The organism is Mesorhizobium sp. M0816 (genome assembly GCF_040320005.1).
Classification (GTDB): domain Bacteria; phylum Pseudomonadota; class Alphaproteobacteria; order Rhizobiales; family Rhizobiaceae; genus Mesorhizobium.
Map to the genome: position 1 here is coordinate 221,814 of NZ_JAMYOT010000003.1, position 17,095 is coordinate 238,908.

Here is a 17,095-nt window from a genome sequence, read left to right on the forward strand (position 1 = left end):
ACGCAAAACGAAAAGATAGCCCTTCGGGGGAGGAAACCATGGGAAACATCACGCTCAAGAACGTCTCCAAATCCTTCGGGGCGACGTCCATCATCCCCGGCCTCGATCTGGTCATCGAGGACGGAGAGTTCGTCGTCTTCGTCGGCCCGTCGGGCTGCGGCAAATCCACCCTGTTGCGTCTGATCGCCGGTCTCGAGGATACCAGCGGCGGCACCATCATCATCGATGGTCGCGACGTCACCGGCGAGGCGCCGGCCAAGCGCAAGCTGGCCATGGTGTTTCAGTCCTATGCGCTTTACCCGCACATGACGGTGGCGAAGAACATCGCCTTCCCGCTGAAGATGGCGGGCGAGGACCAGGCGACCATCGACAAGAAGGTGAAGGACGCCGCGCGGATCCTGAACCTCACCAACTACCTCGACCGCCGCCCCGGCCAGCTCTCCGGCGGCCAGCGGCAGCGCGTCGCCATCGGCCGCGCCATCGTGCGCCAGCCGTCGGCCTTCCTGTTCGACGAGCCTTTGTCCAATCTCGACGCGGCGCTGCGCGGCACCATGCGGCTGGAGATCAGCGAGCTGCATCACCAGCTCAAGACAACCATGGTCTACGTCACCCACGACCAGATCGAGGCGATGACCATGGCCGACAAGATCGTCGTGCTCAATGCCGGCAATATCGAGCAGGTCGGCTCGCCGATGGAGCTCTATAAGACGCCGAAGAACCTGTTCGTCGCCGGCTTCATAGGTTCGCCGAAGATGAACCTGATCGAAGGCGCGCCGGCCGCCAAATATGGCGCCAAGACAGTCGGCATCCGCCCGGAGCATATGAACATTTCGAAGACGTCAGGCGACTGGAAGGCGACGGTCGGGGTTGCCGAGCATCTCGGCTCCGACACGTTTTTGCACGTCCAGGCGGATGGTGTCGGGCAGCTGACGGTGCGTGCCGACGGCGAGTTGGCCGCCCATCACGGCGACACGATCTACCTGACGCCGGAAAAGGCCAAGCTGCATCGTTTCGGCGCCGACGGGAAGGCGATGCTGCAATGAGGCTCCGGGGTAAATCGGCGCTGATTACCGGATCGGCGCGCGGCATCGGCAGGGCGTTTGCCGAAGCCTACATGCGCGAAGGGGCGACGGTAGCGATTGGCGACATCAATCTCGAAGCCGCCGAGAAGACGGCTTCGGAAATCGGCCGCAACGCCTACGCGGTAAAGCTCGACGTCACCGATCTCGCGTCTATCGATGAGGCCGTCAAGGCGGTCGAAGCCAGGGCCGGCGGCCTGGATATCTTGATCAACAACGCTGCTTTGTTCGACCTGGCGCCGATCGTCGAGATCACCAAGACAAGCTACGACAAATTGTTTTCGGTCAACGTCGCCGGCACGCTGTTTACGTTGCAGGCCGCCGCCCGTTCGATGATTGCCCGGGGCAAGGGCGGCAAGATCATCAACATGGCAAGCCAGGCCGGGCGCCGCGGCGAGGCACTGGTCGCTGTCTACTGCGCCACCAAGGCGGCGGTCATCTCGCTCACCCGGTCGGCAGGGCTCGACCTGATCAAACACCGCATCAACGTCAATGCCATCGCCCCGGGTGTCGTCGACGGCGAGCATTGGGACCATGTCGATGCCTTGTTCGCCAAGTTCGAGAACCGGCCGAGGGGCGAGAAGAAGAGGCTGGTCGGCGAAGCCGTGCCTTATGGCCGCATGGGCACGGCGCAAGACCTCACCGGCATGGCGGTGTTCCTGGCCAGCGATGAGGCCGAGTACATCGTCGCCCAGACCTACAATGTCGATGGCGGCCAGTGGATGAGTTGAGGGGGCGAAGGCGCTCTTCCCCCCGTCTCCTCCACGGGGGGAAGAGCCGTCCCGCTAAAGGGTAAAAGCAGATGACCGTGAAACTCTCTTCTTCCATCCTCGCCAAGCTGCCGCCCAAGGTCGCCGGCCCGGAATATGATCGCGCCGCGCTCAAGGCCGGCATCGTGCATTTCGGCGTCGGCAATTTCCATCGCTCGCACCAGGCCGTCTATCTCGACGACCTGTTCAATTCGGGTGTCGGCCACGACTGGGCCATTGTTGGCGCCGGCGTCTTCGAGGGCGAGAAGGTCGGCCGCGGCAAGTTGCAGGAGCAGGACTGGCTGACCACCGTGGTCGAGCAGGACAGCGGCCATATGAGCGCGCGCGTCACCGGCGTCATGATCGACTTCCTGGTGCCGGGCGATGCGGCCGCAATCGTCGAGCGGCTTGCCGATCCGGCGATCAAGATCGTCTCCCTGACCATTACCGAGGGCGGATATTTCATCGATCCGGCATCCGGCGTCTTCAATCCGACACATCCCGACATCGTTGCCGACGCTGAGCCGGGGGCGACCCCGAAGACCGTCTTCGGCCTCGTCCTCGCCGGGCTGCTGCGCCGCCGCGCCGACGGTATCGTGCCCTTCACAATTATGTCCTGCGACAACATCCCCCATAACGGCCACGTCACCTCAGATGGCGTCATCGGCCTTGCGCGGCTGATCGACGAAGGTTTGGCAAACTGGGTGAGCGAGAACGTTGCCTTTCCCAATGGCATGGTCGACCGCATCACGCCGGCCACCACCGACCGCGAGCGCGGCATTCTCTCCAGCGAGTTCGGCCTCGACGACAATTGGCCGGTGTTTTGCGAACCGTTCAAGCAATGGGTGCTGGAGGACCGTTTCACCAACGGCCGCCCGCCGCTGGAAAAGGTCGGCGTGCAGTTCGTCAGCGACGTCGCGCCCTATGAGCTGATGAAGATCCGCATCCTCAATGGCGGCCATGCGACCATCGCCTATCCGGCCGGGCTGATGGACATCCATTTCGTCCATGAGGCGATGCAGGAGCCGCTGGTACGCGGCTTCCTCGACAAGCTCGAGCATGACGAAATCATCCCGACCGTGCCGCCGGTTCCGGACACCGACCTCGAAGATTACTACCAGCTCATCGAGCACCGCTTCTCCAATCCGAAGATAGGCGACACCATACGCCGGCTTTGCCTCGACGGCTCCAACCGCCAGCCGAAATTCATCATCCCGACCATCGCCGACCGGCTGAAGGCTGGCAAAAGTGTCACCGGCCTTGCGCTGGAATCGGCGCTCTGGTGTCGCTACTGCTTCGGCACGACGGATTCCGGTGCCGTCACCGAGCCCAACGACCCGAACTGGGGCCGGTTGCAGGCGACGGCCAAGGCGGCCAGGGACATGCCTGCCGCCTGGCTTGCCATGGAGGACATCTATGGCGATATCGGCCGCTCGCCGCCGTTCGCTGAAGCCTTCGGCCAAGCGCTGAGACTGCTGTGGGCGGACGGCGCGCGCGCGACACTGACGCGCTATCTCGCCGGCGACCTCTGAAGCCGATCCAGCGCGATGACGCCTGAACTGGTCATTTTCGACTGTGACGGCGTGCTGGTGGACAGTGAGATGCTGTCCGTCTCGGCATTGCTGGAGATGATCGCGCTTGCCGGCGGCAACGTCAGCGAGGACATTGCCTACGAGCACTTCCTCGGCAAGAGCATGAAGAGCGTCCGCGAAATCCTCGCAAGCGACTTCGGGCTCGATCTCACCGACCAGCATCTGACCGAGATGCGCTCCGAACTGATGCGCAGATTCCGCGAGGAGCTGAAACCGATGCCAGGTATCGCACAGGTCCTGCCGAGGCTCGGCGTACCGTGCTGCGTCGCCTCCTCCGGCACCCTGGAACGCATCCGCTATGCGCTCGACGTCACCGGGTTGCTTGGGCTGCTGGAGCCGCATTTGTTCAGCGCCGCCATGGTGGCGCGGGGCAAACCGGCGCCCGATCTCTTTCTCCATGCAGCAGATAAAATGAGAGCGGCCCCGCGAAACTGCCTCGTCGTCGAGGACAGCCCGGCCGGCATCGAAGCGGCGCGGGCGGCCGGCATGCGCGTCCTTGCCTTCACCGGCGGCTCGCACACCGGCAACCCGGCATTGAAAGCGCGGCTTGCGTCGAGTGAGCCGGACTTTATATTCGCTGACATGCTGCAATTGCCCGATCTGATTGCAGGCCTGGGAGCGAGAGCAAGAACACCTTGACCAACAGTTTCGTTTGCGCGGTCGATGTCGGCACCGGAAGCGCTCGTGCCGGCATTCTCGACACCGGTGGCGCCTTGCTCGGCCGCGCCGAGCACCCGATCGCCATGCAACAGCCGAAGGCCGACCATGCCGAGCACGATTCGCAGGATATATGGTCGGCGGTGTGCATGGCCGTCCGCGCTGCCCGCGAAAAGGCGGGCGTGCGGGCCGAGGATATCGTCGGCATCTCCTTTGATGCCACCTGCTCGCTGGTGGTGCGAGACCGGCATGGCGGCCAGCTCAGCGTGTCCGTCACTGGTGAAAGGCGCTGGGACACCATTGTCTGGCTCGACCATCGCGCAATTGCCGAGGCCGACGAATGCACTGAAAGCGGCCACGCTGTGCTCGACTATATCGGCGGCGTCATGTCGCCGGAAATGGAGACGCCGAAGCTGATGTGGCTGAAGCGCAACCTGCCCGGAACATGGAACGAAGCCGGCTATCTATTCGACCTCACCGACTTCCTCACCTGGAAGGCAAGCGGCTCGCTCTCCCGTTCACAATGCACGCTGACCGCCAAATGGACCTATCTAGCCCATGAAGCGACCGGCTGGCGGCGCGACTTCTTCGAAGCCGTCGGGCTCGGCGATATCTTTGAGCACGGCAACCTGCCGGAAAAGGCAAGCCCGGTCGGTGCCGATATCGGCCCGCTCGGCGCGCAAGCCGCGACGGAGCTTGGCCTCACCGAAAAATGCCGGGTCGGCGCCGGCGTCATCGATGCCTATGCCGGCGCGCTTGGCGTGCTCGGCGGTTTCGCCGGTGACGCGACGAACATCGGCCGCCATCTGGCCCTGATTGCCGGTACGTCGAGTTGCGTCATGGCGATGTCGCCCGATCCGCAGCCTTTCGCCGGTGTCTGGGGCCCATATTATGGCGCAGCCCTTCCCGGCCTGTGGCTGTCGGAAGGTGGCCAGTCGGCCACCGGCGCGCTGCTCGACCACATCATCCGCTGGCATGGCGCCGGCGGCGAGCCGGATGCCGCCATGCATGCCAGGATTGCCCACCGCGTCGCCGAGTTGCGTGCCGCCGAGGGCGAAAACCTCGCCGCAAGGCTGCACGTACTGCCCGATTTTCACGGCAACCGCTCGCCGCTCGCCGACCCGCATGCCGTCGGCGTCATCAGCGGGCTGACGCTGGATGCCTCCTTCGACAGTCTGTGCAAGCTCTACTGGCGCACCGCCGTCAGCATCGCGCTTGGCGTCCGTCATGTGCTGGAAGCGCTGAACGAGAACGGCTATCTGATCGACACGCTGCACGTCACCGGCGGCCACACCAAGAACCCGCTGTTGATGGAGCTCTATGCCGATGCCACCGGCTGCACGGTGGTCGAGCCGCTGGCGGACGAGGCGGTGCTGCTCGGCACCGGCATGATTGCCGCCACCGCGGCCAGGCTTTTTCCCGATTTGAACGCTGCCTGCGTCGCCATGCAACAGGGCGGCAGGACGCGAGAGCCCAATCCGGCTGCCGCCGGCCGGTTCGATCGCGACTACCGCGTGTTTCTCGAAATGCACAGGCAAAGGCAGGCGCTGGACGCGATCCGATAAATCGGGATCGGTTGCTATCTCTGGTTCCAGCGCCGGATGACCGGCTCGTCAAGGTCGTGCTCATAACCGAGCACGCTTATGCTGGCGGTATCCAGCACGAAAAACGCGCCGGCTTGCGGCGGCAGGCCGAGCCAGCGTGCGGCCAGCACCCTAAGGAAATGCGAGCTTGAGAAGACCAGGACATTGCTGCCGACCTCGCGCAACTGGCTGACGATCCGGTCCGCCCTCGAGCCGACATCCGTGGCGGACTCGCCGCTCGGGCAGCCGTCGCGAAAGAGACGCCAGCCGGGGCGCTCGGCGAGGATTTGCTTGGTGGTCAATCCCTCATAGGCACCATAATCCCACTCCGCCAGATCGTCCTTCTTCACGCCTGACGAGCCGAAGCCGGCCAGCGCACAGGTGTTGAAGGCGCGCTGCGACGGGCTCGACCACACCGCCGAGAAGGACAGGCCCTTGAGCCGCTCAGCGATCCGCCTTGCCGCTTCCTCGCCGGCCGGCGTCAGCGGTATGTCGGTTCGGCCGGTATGTTTTCCGGACGCACTCCATTCCGTCTCGCCATGCCGAACCAGATAGATTTCGGGAAACGCGCTCATCAGGCTGCCTTTCAAATGGATTCTGCCGCGACCATAGCGGCTTCCATAGCCTCTCCAATAGCCTGCATTGAACCGACTGGCTTAACCCTTCCGCAAGTCAGCCTCTTGCCACCGGTGCCCATTTGATAGACAAACCCGTCGTAATGCGGAATCCGGCCGATCTTGGCCATTTTCCGCGCTGAGACGCGGCTTCCGGCTCTTGCCGACGTGCCGCAATCGGATAGGCGGAAAACTAGAATGTCTGCGATCGAAGCCGACGCTCGCGCGCCGGAAAACCTTTGGCGTCGGGAAATCAGGGCGATGCTGGCGCTCGCCTGGCCGATGGTGCTGACCAATCTCGGCCAGACCGCGATGACCGCTACCGACGTCATGATGATGGGGCGGCTGGGGCCGGACACGCTGGCCAGCGGTGCGCTTGGTGCCAATCTCTACTTCATGCCGCTCATCTTCGGGCTCGGCCTGATGCTGGCGACCTCGCCGATGATGGCGACCGAGCTCGGCCGTCGCCGGCACTCGGTGCGCGACCTGCGCCGCACCGTGCGCCAGGGTCTGTGGCTGGCGATCCTCATTTGCATTCCGATATGGGCCCTTCTCTGGCACGGCGAGAGCGTGTTGCTGGCCTTGGGTCAGGAACCGGCGCTGGCGCACCAGGCCGGCATCTATCTGCGCTGGCTCGAATGGGCGGTGCTGCCCTTTTTCGGCTACATCGTCCTGCGCTCGTTCATTTCGGCGCTGGAGCGGCCGGGCTGGGCGCTGATCATCGTCTTCGTTGCCGTCGCCTGCAACGCCTTCTTCAACTGGCTGTTCATGTTCGGCAATCTCGGCATCCAATCGATGGGCATCGCCGGCTCCGGCCTCGCCACCACTCTGTCCAGCACGTTGATGTTCGCCGGCATGGCGGCGGTGGTGATGCTTGAGAAGAAATTCCGGCGCTATCGTCTGTTCGGACGCTTCTGGCGCGCCGATTGGCCGCGCTTCAAGGGCCTGCTGCGGCTCGGCCTGCCGATCGCCGGCCTGCTGGCGTTCGAGGTGACGATCTTCAACGCGGCGGCCTTTCTCATGGGCCTGATCGATGCGGCTTCGCTTGCCGCCCATGCGATCGCCATCCAGATCGCCTCGATCACCTTCATGGTGCCGCTCGGCCTCAACCAGGCGGTGACGGTGCGCGTCGGACTTGCCCACGGCGCCGGCAATCCGGAAGGTGTCTGCCGGGCTGGCTGGACCGCCTATGTCGTCGGTGTCTCCTTCATGGCGCTGATGGGGCTAGTGATGATCCTGTGGCCGCATCTCTTGATCGGCGCCTTCATCGATCTGGGCAATCCGGCTAATGCCGAGGTGGTGGCGCTTGCCGTGTCGTTCCTCGCCTTTGCCGCGCTGTTCCAGGTTTTTGACGGTGCGCAGGCGGTCGCCAGCGGCATGCTGCGCGGCCTGCACGACACCAAGGTGCCGATGATCTATGCCGCGATCGGATATTGGGGCGTCGGGCTGCCGCTCGGCGTGCTGCTGGCCTTCCGTTTCGGCTTCAACGGCGTCGGCATCTGGATCGGCCTGTCGTCGGGACTGGCGGTGGTTGCGGCGCTCTTGCTAGGGCGCTGGCTGCGGCGTGACAGGATCGCGCCGCCGCTGGTATTCGGGCGTTGAATTGCTGGTCGCCCGCTCAGCGGGCCGCCGCCCGCTGCTCGAGCGAACGTGCGTATTGCGTCAGCGGAAAGCACATGACGAAGAAGATCAGCGCTACCAGCCCATAGACTTTGAACGGTTCGAAGGTCGCATTGTTGATCGCGTTGGATGTCCTCACCAGCTCCTCGAAACCGATGATCGACGTCAGCGCGGTCGACTTGATCAGCTGCACCAGAAAGCCGACGGTCGGTGCGCGGGTGATCGAAAACGCCTGAGGCAAGATGATCAGCCGGAGTTCCTGCAGATAGTGCAGGCCGAGGCTGGCGCCGGCGTCCCACTGGCCGCGCGGCAGTGCATCGACGCCGCCGCGCCAGATCTCGGCGAGATAGGCGCTGGCAAAGAAGGTCAGGCCAAGCACCGCCGCGGTCCACGGCTCGATGCGCAGGCCCAGCATCGGCAAGCCGAAGAACATCAGGAAGAGCTGCATCAGCAGCGGCGTGCCCTGGAAAAGCGCGATATAGCCGGAGGCAAACCGGCGCGCCCATTTATTCTTGGCGATCCGGAAGAACAGCACGATCATGCCGACCACGGCCCCGCCGACAAAGGCGGCCAGCGACAAGAGCACCGTCCAGCGCGCCGCCAGCAGCAGGTTGCGCAGAATGTCCCAGAAGGTGAATTCGATCATGACACGCCGGCTCCGAGAAGCCGGCGCCCGCCGCCGACCAGCAGCCGGCGCAGCCCAATCGACAGGATGAGATAGACCATCGTCACGATGAAATAGGTCTCGAAAGCCCGGAACGTGCGCGCCTGCAGCATGTCGGCTTCATAGGTCAGCTCGCGAACGGCGATCTGCGATACCACGGCGGATTCCAGCATCATGATGACGATCTGGCTGGTCAGCGCCGGATAGATTACCTTGAGCGCCTGCGGCAGCACGATCTTGATGAAGACCTGGCGCGGCCTGAGCCCAAGCGCCAGTGCCGCTTCCGTCTGCCCGGGCGGCACCGCGTCGAGCCCGGCGCCAACGATCTCGATCGTATAGGCGGCCATGTTGAGCGTCATCGCCAGCATGGCTGCCAGCACCGGATCGAGCTTGACGCCGATGCTGGGCAGCCCGAAGAAGATGAAGAATAGCTGCACCAGGAACGGCGTGTTGCGGATCACCTCGACATAGACGCCGATCGCCCGCTTGAGCAGGAGCGGACCGTTCCGCCGCCCTGCGGCGCCGAGGATGCTGAGCAACGTTCCCGCCAGCGTGGTGACAGCGATCAACAGGATCGTCGTGGCCGCGCCGCGCGCGATCGCCCCTGTCGCCCCGGCAAGCCAGCCGAAGTCGAGGCTATAGCTCACCGGCCATCAATCCTTGAGATTGGCGGGATCGAGCGGCGTCTTCAGCCAGGCTTTCGAGCTTTCGTCCAGTCTGCCGTCGGCCAGCATCTTGGCAACCGCATCGTTGACCGCTTGTTTGAGGCGGTCTTCCTTCTTGTTGAGGCCGATATGCGAGGGCGAGGTGAGAAGCTGGAATTTCTGCTCCGGCTTCAGTTCCTCCTGCCGGGCGAGCACCTGGGCGCCGACATCGTTGCCGACCACCATCAGTTGGGTCTGACCCGAAATGAAGGCCTGGATGACGGAATTGTAGTTGTCGAAACGGCGGATGTCGGCCGAGGCCGGTGCCGCCTCGGTCAGCGAGGTATCCTCCAGCGTGCCGCGATTGACGGCGATCGACTTGTCGGCGAGGTCTTCCTTGCCTTTGACCGCAAGAGCTGCCGGGCCGATGACGGCGATGTAATAGGGCGCGTAGGCGGCGGCGAAATCGATCACCTGCTCACGCTCCTTGGAATAGCCGACGCTCATCAGCAGGTCGACGCGCTTGTCGGTAAGGTACGGGATGCGGTTCTGGCCGGTCACGCTGACCAGATTGAGCTTGACCTTGAGCTGGTCGGCGATGGATTGCGCCACGTCGATGTCGTAGCCCTTGATGCTCATGTCGGCGCTGGCCGAGGAGAAGGGCGGGAAGTCGGAAAAGATGCCGACATTGATGGCGCCGGCCTTGGCTATGTCGTCGATCGCGTCGGCATTGACGGCCTGCGTCGTGAAAGCAAAACCGGTCGCGCCGAGCATCAGCACGGCGGCGATGGACGATTTGAGTTTCATGTGAAGTGTCATTGTCATTCCCCTGCTGGAAGCTTGTTTGTTTGAGTGCAACCGCCGGCTCCAGCGCGGCGGTCGCCTTTGGATTCTCTAGTGGACCATGATCTTCTCCGAAAACCGGTTCCCACTTTCGGGATCATGGTCGAGCGTGTCAGCCCGCCTTGCCGGTGATTGCCGGGCTGAAGACCATCAGGCTGAGGATCTCGAACAGCACCTGCGCGCCGGCGTGCGCCGTGTTGGTGGTCGCGTCGTACTGCGGTGCCACCTCGACCACGTCGCCGCCGACGATGTTGAGTCCCTTCAGGCCGCGCAGCAGCTCGAGCACTTCGCGCGTCGTCAGCCCGCCGACCTCCGGCGTGCCGGTGCCCGGTGCGAAGGCCGGATCGATGCTGTCGATGTCGAAGGAGACATAGGTCGGGCCGTCGCCGACTATCCTGCGCGCCTTCTCGATAATGGCGGGAATGCCGAGGCCGGTCACCTCTTCGGCATGCACGACGGTCATGCCGGACTCATAAGTGAACTCCCACAGATACTCGGCCGAGCCGCGAATGCCGATCTGGATAGTGCGGCTCGGGTCGAGCACGCCGTCCAGCACCGCGTTGCGGAACGGCCCGCCATGGTGGAACTTGGTCATGTCGAACAGGCCGCTGGTATCGCAGTGCGCGTCGATATGGATCATGCCCACCGGCGCCCTCTTGCCGACAGCCTTCAGGATCGGGTGGCTGATCGAATGGTCGCCGCCGACAGACAAGGGCAGGACGCCGGCGTCGACGATCTGGTTGGTGCGGCGTTCGATGTCGTCATGGCTGGTCTCCAGCCGGTAGCGGCTCTGGAACGGCACGTCGCCGATGTCGGCGACCTTCAGCTCATGCGTCGGCGCGCATTCCAGCACATGGTTGTAGGGGCCGATGCGCTCGATGGCGCGCAGCGCCCTTGGCCCGAAACGGGCGCCCGGCCGGTTGGTGACGCCCAGATCCATCGGCACACCGATCATCGCCACCTGCAGATCGCCGAAATCCGGATTGTCGGCGGCGATTTCACGATAGGGCGCCGCGAGGAAGGTCGGGATGCCGGAATAGGGCGCCAGTCGCGTGCCGGTCTTGGAGAAGATCTTGTCGGCGACACGCTGGAATTTCGGGTCGAACATTTCGCCGCCATGGCTCTCGCCGTATTTGCGGCGCAACGCTTCGAGCTTGCCGCGGTCGTAACCCATGTCGGTCCTCCATGGCTGGTGCGGCGCGCGGACAGCGGCCCCGATAGCCGCAGCCGTCGGCTGCCTGCAGATTTCACGTCGTGATGCAATGCCTAGGCAAAGTGTCCCGTAGCTGCATTGAAAAATCAATTGATATTGTTAGTGTGTTATCTGTGAGAAAATCTCACAGAGCCTAGGGTCCAAATGGCCAAGCGTTTGCCACCGCTCAACCCGCTGCGCGCCTTCGAGGCGACGGCGCGCCACGCCTCGCTGAGCAAGGCGGCGGCTGAGCTCAACGTCACCCACGGCGCCATCAGCCATCAGATCAAGGCGCTCGAGCAATCGTTGGGTGTCAAGCTGTTCGAGCGTGCCGGTCAGCGGGTGAAGCTGACGCCACACGGCGCCGAGTTGCTTCCGGCGGTGTCGACCGCCTTCGACGGCATTGCCGCCGCCACGCAGCGCATGACGAGGCCGGCCAGCACCGGCGTTCTCTCTGTATCCTGCGTGCCGGCGCTACTGTTGCTGTGGATGATCCCGCGGCTGGGCAGCTTCACCTCGCAATATCCGGATATCAGGCTGACGCTGATCCCATCCAATGATGCCAAGGACGTCCGCGCACCGCATATCGATGTCTGCGTGCACTATGGTGACGGCAGCTGGACCGACTGCTGGATGCGCAAATGGTCGGGCCTCGAACTGTTCCCGGTGGTCAGCCCGACGCTGATCAACAACCGCCCGATCCGCACCGTCCGCGACCTCGCCGATCACGTCTTCCTGCATGGCGACGACGGCCGCGAATGGCATACCTGGCTGGCCGCCGCCGACGCGCTGGACCTGGAGCGCGGCCGCCGCCATCATCTCGGCGATGCGCGCATGGCGACCGAGGCGGCTGTCCACGGCCATGGCGTGGCGCTCGGCGATACGGTGACGGCAAGCGGACTGCTCGCCAGGGGCCTGCTTGTCGCCCCGTTCAGTCTTTCCGTGCCGGCCGTCGACGATTTCTACGTCGTCTGCCGCAACGAGATGCGGTCGGCGCCGATCGTGCAATTGTTCATCGACTGGCTGTTTGCCGAGAAAGAGCAGGCCGACCGCCGCGCCGACGCGCCGGTGGCAGGCCGCATCGGCATTCGCCGCAAGCGTCCAGCGCTCAAGGTGGTCGGCGCCAAGACCGCATCCTGAGGCCGAAACTGCCGTAGGCGCCGCTTGCCGCAGCGGCTTCTTTTTGTCGGGCCAGCCCGCAAAGCGGGAGGCGCGTTCAAAAATTCGATGCTAAGAGGCATTTGGAGCAATTCCAGGAAAAGTGCGCAGCGGTTTTCCGTCCGGAATTGCGCTAGACAAAAGCTAGAGCGAGCAGCGAAGGCGCATTGAGCGATGGCAAAGACCGATATAGCGCGGCGCGTCTACAATCACACCTGGAAGCTCGACCCGATCGTCCGCAGCTTGCTCGACACCGATTTCTACAAGCTTCTGATGCTGCAGATGATCTGGGGCATGTATCCCAAGGTCGACGCCACCTTCTCGCTGATCAACCGCACCACCTCGGTCCGCCTTGCCGAGGAGATCGATGAGACGGAGCTGCGCGAGCAGCTCGACCATGCCCGCACCTTGCGCTTCTCTAAGAAAGAGATGATCTGGCTCGGCGGCAACACCTTCTATGGCCGCAAGCAGATATTCGAACCGGAATTCCTCGCCTGGCTGGAAAATTTCCGGCTGCCCGAATACGAGCTTTCCAAGCGCGACGGCCAATACGAACTCGTCTTCAGCGGCCCGTGGATGTACACGACGCTGTGGGAGATCCCGGCGCTGGCAATTATCAATGAACTTCGATCTCGCGCGGCCATGCGGGCGTTCGGGCCGTTCGCGCTCGACGTGCTCTATGCCCGCGCCAAGGCCAAGATGTGGGCCAAGACCGAGCGGCTGAAGGCGCTGCCCGGCATCCGCATCTCGGATTTCGGCACCCGCCGCCGTCATTCTTTCCTGTGGCAGCGCTGGTGCGTCGAAGCGTTGAAGGAGGGCATCGGCGAGGCCTTCACTGGCACCTCCAACGTGCTGCTCGCCATGGACAACGATCTCGAGGCGCTCGGCACCAATGCGCATGAACTGCCGATGGTGTTCGCCGCGCTCACCAATTCGGAAAAGGAATTGAAACAGTCGCCCTACAACGTGCTGCAGGACTGGCAGCGCTACTACGGCGGCAACCTGCTGATCGTACTGCCGGACACCTTCGGCACCGCGGCGTTCCTGCGCGATGCACCGGACTGGGTCGCCGACTGGACCGGCTTCCGCCCCGATAGCGCGCCGCCGATCGAAGGCGGTGAGAAAATCATTTCCTGGTGGCGCGAAAAGGGCAAGGACCCCAAGCAGAAGCTGCTCATCTTCTCGGATGGGCTGGAGGTCGAGACCATCGAGGAAACCTACCGCCACTTCCGCGGCAAGGTGCGCATGTCCTTCGGCTGGGGCACCAACCTGACCAACGATTTCGAGGGCTGCGCGCCGACCGAGACCAACCGGCTAGACGCCATCTCGCTGGTCTGCAAGGTCACCGAAGCCAACGGCAGGCCGGCGGTCAAACTTTCCGACAATCCGGCCAAGTCGACAGGCGACGAGAAAGAGATCGAGCGCTATTTGCGCATCTTCGGCCAGAAGGACCGCGTGGAGCAGTTGGTGAAGGTGTGAGGTAGGGGAACTCTTGCGTAGTATGAGTTCCTTCGCGCCCCCCTCTGTCCTGCCGGACATCTCCCCCACGAGGGGGGAGATTGCGCCCTCATTGCTGCTTTCGCCAATCGCTAAAGTTGCAGAAGGAGAGCCGACGGCGGAACCGCCGATCTCCCCCCAAGTGGGGGAGATGTCCGGCAGGACAGAGGGGGGCGCCGTAGAGCGCCGTCGTTACAGTTTAGCTCTCGTCATTGTTGCCTTTGCATTCTTGCCCACGCCCGCCTTCGCCCACGCCTCCGACCGCGGCCACGTCCTGCTCCTTCCCACCCGCTACTACCTTGCCGGCGGCGCGCTCGCGGTTGCCGCCAGTTTCCTTGTCCTGGCGCTACTGCCGCCGGACTCCCTCGACCGCTTCTGGCGCAAACGCCTGCCGCTGTTCACCTTCGGTGACACCGCGCGGACTGCCGTCAGCCTGGTATCCTTTGCCGGCTTTGCAATTCTGATTGCCGCCGGCCTGTTCGGCAGCCGCGATCCGCTTTCCAATCCGATGCCGCTGACCGTATGGACGCTTCTCTGGGTTGGCCTGGCTCTGTTGCAGGGGCTCGCCGGCGATCTCTGGTCGTGGCTCAATCCCTGGTACGGGCCATGCCGCGTCGCCTCGCGCCTGTCCGGCAGAACGCAGCCGTATCTGCTCCCCCAACGGCTCGGCTATTGGCCGGCTTTCCTGCTGTTCTTCGCCTTCGCCTGGTTCGAGCTGATCGACCCTGCGCCCGACGATCCGGCGCGGCTGGCCTGGGCCGCCGGCCTCTACTGGCTGCTGAGCTTCGCCGCCATGCAGGTCTTCGGCTACCGCGACTGGACCCTGCGCGGTGAGTTCCTGACCGTGTTCTTTTCCATGGTGGCGCGCTTCGCCATCGTCGAACGTATTGCAGACGGCCGGCTAAAACTCTGCTGGCCGGGCGCCAAGCTGCTCGCTGCCGCGCCGCTACCGCTCAGCGGCGTCGCTTTCCTGCTGCTTGCGCTGTCGTCGGTGTCCTTCGACGGCCTGTCGAAAACCTTCTTCTGGCTAGGCTGGTTCGGCATCAATCCGGTGGAATTTCCGGGACGCACCGCTTTGATCGGCATCGGCAGCTTCGGCCTTGTGATGACCTTTGCCGTGCTTGCGGCCGTGTTCGAGCTCGCCGTCTTTCTTGGCCAGAACCTTGCCGGCAGCAAGCATTCGCTCGGTCACGCCGCCGGGCTTTTGGTCTGGTCGATCGTACCGATCGCGCTCGCCTACCACTTCGCGCATTATCTGACGGCGCTGCTGGTCGACGGCCAATATGCGATTGCCGCTCTCTCCGACCCGTTTGCGCTGGGCTGGAACCTGTTCGGTACCGCCGACATGTCAATTGAAGCCGGCGTCGTCGCCGGTGCCGGTTCGGCGTGGTGGCTGTGGAACCTCCAGGCCGGCGTCATCATAGCCGGCCACATGCTTGCTGTGCTTGTCGCCCATGGCTTGGCCTGGCGGCTGCACGCCATTCCGGCTCGCGCCGCGCTCAGCCAGTTCCCGCTCACCGTGCTGATGATCGCCTACACCGTCCTCGGCCTATGGCTGCTTGCGACGCCGAGCGCCGGATGAACGAGGTGTGCGATGCCCGTCAATCGAACCTTGGGGAAAGCTCGCTTGCCACGTCAGAGCTTTGGTGATTTAGTTTGTACACATGCAATTTTCGCCCCTCTTAACAAGAGTGGCCTGCCTGCTACAGCCATTGGTCAAAGCTCAAAAACAAGGGGAACTGCCGTGACTGACAAGAATGGGTTTTTCGATCTCTCCAGATCCGCTCTCACCCGCCGCACGGCGCTGAAGGGCCTTGCCGCCGGCGCCGGTCTTGCCGTCGCGCCGGGTTTCGTGCGTTACAGCCAGGCGCAGAGCTCGGCGCCGATCAAGATCGGCTTCCAGTCGCACCGCACCGGCATCGGCGCCGCCTATGGCCGCTGGTACGAGAAGACCACAGCGGCTGCCGTCAAGGCGATCAACGATTCCGGCGGCATCAACGGCCGGCCGGTCGACGTGATCATCGAGGATGACGGCACCGATCCCGGCCGGGGCGCCGAAGTCGTCGGCAAGTTCGCCTCCCAGCACAAGACCGACATCGTCTACGGCACGCTGTTTTCGCATGTCGTCATCGGCTCGGCGCCGGCCGCCGGCGAGGCCAAGATGCCCTATTTCGTTGTCAGCGAAGGCCACCACGTCGCCTCGACCAAATTGAACCGCTACATCTTCCAGCCCGGCATCACCGATGTGAAGAGCCAGATCCAGTCGATGGCACCGTGGATTGCCGCCAATGCCGGCAAGAAGGTGACGCAGATCTTCCCCGATTTCGCTTTCGGCTATGACCATCGCGACTACCTGCCGCCGGCGCTGAAGGCGCAAGGCGCCGAGGTCATTGCGCAGATCGCGATTCCGCCGACGGAATCCTCCTTCACCAAATATTTCCCGCAGATCCCCGCGGAGACCGAGGTGATCTACCACGTCATGGTCGGCCCGGCGGTGCTCACCTTCGTCAAGGAGCTCGGCGAGTTCTACGGCTCCAATCGGCCGCAATTGTTCGGCTTCATCGATTCGCTCGAAGCCACCGACATCAACAGCCCCGGCCTCGAATTCCTCGACGGTAGCCATTTCTGGGAAGGCTCGCCGCGCTACGCGCAGCCCGATGATTCCCCCGCACAGAAGGCCTACCGCGCCGCCGTCGGCATCGATGACAATGGTGCCGCCGTCGGCGACCCCAAGGACGTCTCCACCGCCGCGCACATGTTCGGCTGCTGGGAAACGCTCTACGTCGTCAAGAAGGCGATGGAGGATGCCGGCTACAAGGGCCCGGAAGACCGCGCCAAGCTGGTCGAGGCGACCGAGGCGTTGACCGAGTTCGCCGAGGGGCCCGAGCATCCGCAGGGACCGAAAACCTTCAACGGCAAGATCCACCAGTGCTTTGGTATCCAGAACATCTCCAAGGTCGAAGGCGGCCGGCTGAATGTCGTCCACAAGACCAAGATCGAGGACGGCCTCTATGAGCCTGAGGGGGATTACACGACGCAGACGCTGTGAGCTTGGTTTCATTAAGCACAGTGCGCTTCGGCCCACCCCCCTCTGTCCTGCCGGACATCTCCCCCTCAAGGGGGGAGATTGGCTGTCACCAGCGCTTTCGCCAATCGCAAAGGCCGGTAGGTGGCCGCCTTCGCGGGAACTGCCAATCTCCCCC

The 17,095-nt window shown here is 63.7% G+C and carries 15 protein-coding genes; 10 read left to right on the plus strand and 5 right to left on the minus strand.

Going from position 1 to position 17,095, the window contains the following annotated elements; translation table 11 throughout:
- Nucleotides 1-38: 38 nt before the first annotated feature.
- The 5 genes from NKI17_RS05475 to NKI17_RS05495 all read left to right on the plus strand — a co-directional run bounded on the left by NKI17_RS05475 (nucleotide 39) and on the right by NKI17_RS05495 (nucleotide 5,642).
- Entirely contained in the window at nucleotides 39-1,043 is a 1,005-nt protein-coding gene (locus NKI17_RS05475; RefSeq protein ID WP_023676991.1) for an ABC transporter ATP-binding protein, read from the plus strand.
- Entirely contained in the window at nucleotides 1,040-1,810 is a 771-nt protein-coding gene (locus tag NKI17_RS05480) for an L-iditol 2-dehydrogenase (protein ID WP_352905508.1), read from the plus strand. Before NKI17_RS05475 ends, NKI17_RS05480 begins: the two co-directional genes overlap by 4 nt.
- A gap of 71 nt (nucleotides 1,811-1,881) precedes the next feature.
- Entirely contained in the window at nucleotides 1,882-3,360 is a 1,479-nt protein-coding gene (locus NKI17_RS05485) for a mannitol dehydrogenase family protein (RefSeq protein ID WP_352905509.1), read from the plus strand.
- A 15-nt stretch (nucleotides 3,361-3,375) separates the two neighbouring features.
- Complete coding sequence (locus tag NKI17_RS05490; protein ID WP_352455927.1) at nucleotides 3,376-4,059, plus strand: HAD family hydrolase; 684 nt, start codon at nucleotides 3,376-3,378, stop codon at nucleotides 4,057-4,059.
- Nucleotides 4,056-5,642 carry an FGGY-family carbohydrate kinase gene (locus tag NKI17_RS05495; protein WP_352568547.1) on the plus strand — a complete coding sequence of 529 codons (1,587 nt, stop codon included), beginning with the start codon at nucleotides 4,056-4,058 and terminating at the stop codon, nucleotides 5,640-5,642. Before NKI17_RS05490 ends, NKI17_RS05495 begins: the two co-directional genes overlap by 4 nt.
- 14 nt (nucleotides 5,643-5,656) lie before the next feature.
- Here the strand turns inward: NKI17_RS05495 and NKI17_RS05500 are convergent, their stop codons facing one another.
- Nucleotides 5,657-6,238, minus strand: coding sequence for a histidine phosphatase family protein (locus NKI17_RS05500; RefSeq protein WP_352456011.1), 582 nt, complete (start codon nucleotides 6,236-6,238; stop codon nucleotides 5,657-5,659).
- Nucleotides 6,239-6,472: 234 nt separating this feature from the next.
- On the opposite strand from NKI17_RS05500, the gene NKI17_RS05505 reads away from it, so the two are divergent.
- A complete protein-coding gene (locus tag NKI17_RS05505) occupies nucleotides 6,473-7,876 on the plus strand; it encodes an MATE family efflux transporter (RefSeq protein WP_352905510.1) in 1,404 nt (467 codons plus the stop codon).
- 16 nt (nucleotides 7,877-7,892) lie between these two features.
- On the opposite strand, the gene NKI17_RS05510 is transcribed toward NKI17_RS05505, so the two are convergent.
- The 4 genes from NKI17_RS05510 to speB form a co-directional block, all read right to left on the minus strand.
- On the minus strand, nucleotides 7,893-8,540 hold the full coding sequence (locus NKI17_RS05510; protein WP_023722520.1) for an amino acid ABC transporter permease: 648 nt from the start codon (nucleotides 8,538-8,540) through the stop codon (nucleotides 7,893-7,895).
- Nucleotides 8,537-9,205, minus strand: a complete 669-nt coding sequence (locus NKI17_RS05515; protein ID WP_352568545.1) for an amino acid ABC transporter permease — start codon at nucleotides 9,203-9,205, stop codon at nucleotides 8,537-8,539. Before NKI17_RS05515 ends, NKI17_RS05510 begins: the two co-directional genes overlap by 4 nt.
- Before the next feature lie 6 nt (nucleotides 9,206-9,211).
- Nucleotides 9,212-10,021 (minus strand): transporter substrate-binding domain-containing protein, encoded by an 810-nt coding sequence (locus tag NKI17_RS05520; RefSeq protein ID WP_352568544.1) that lies wholly within the window; start codon nucleotides 10,019-10,021, stop codon nucleotides 9,212-9,214.
- Nucleotides 10,022-10,157: 136 nt separating this feature from the next.
- A complete protein-coding gene (gene speB, locus NKI17_RS05525) occupies nucleotides 10,158-11,219 on the minus strand; it encodes an agmatinase (RefSeq protein ID WP_023676981.1) in 1,062 nt (353 codons plus the stop codon).
- A gap of 183 nt (nucleotides 11,220-11,402) precedes the next feature.
- On the opposite strand from speB, the gene gcvA reads away from it, so the two are divergent.
- The 4 genes from gcvA (at nucleotide 11,403) to NKI17_RS05545 (ending at nucleotide 16,941) form a co-directional block, all read left to right on the plus strand.
- Entirely contained in the window at nucleotides 11,403-12,377 is a 975-nt protein-coding gene (gcvA, locus tag NKI17_RS05530) for a transcriptional regulator GcvA (RefSeq protein WP_023676980.1), read from the plus strand.
- A 192-nt stretch (nucleotides 12,378-12,569) separates the two neighbouring features.
- Nucleotides 12,570-13,874, plus strand: a complete 1,305-nt coding sequence (gene pncB / locus NKI17_RS05535) for a nicotinate phosphoribosyltransferase (RefSeq protein ID WP_023676979.1) — start codon at nucleotides 12,570-12,572, stop codon at nucleotides 13,872-13,874.
- Between the two features lie 169 nt (nucleotides 13,875-14,043).
- On the plus strand, nucleotides 14,044-15,474 hold the full coding sequence (locus NKI17_RS05540) for a hypothetical protein (RefSeq protein ID WP_023676978.1): 1,431 nt from the start codon (nucleotides 14,044-14,046) through the stop codon (nucleotides 15,472-15,474).
- A gap of 162 nt (nucleotides 15,475-15,636) precedes the next feature.
- A complete protein-coding gene (locus NKI17_RS05545) occupies nucleotides 15,637-16,941 on the plus strand; it encodes an ABC transporter substrate-binding protein (protein ID WP_023676977.1) in 1,305 nt (434 codons plus the stop codon).
- The last annotated feature ends 154 nt before the right edge of the window (nucleotides 16,942-17,095 follow it).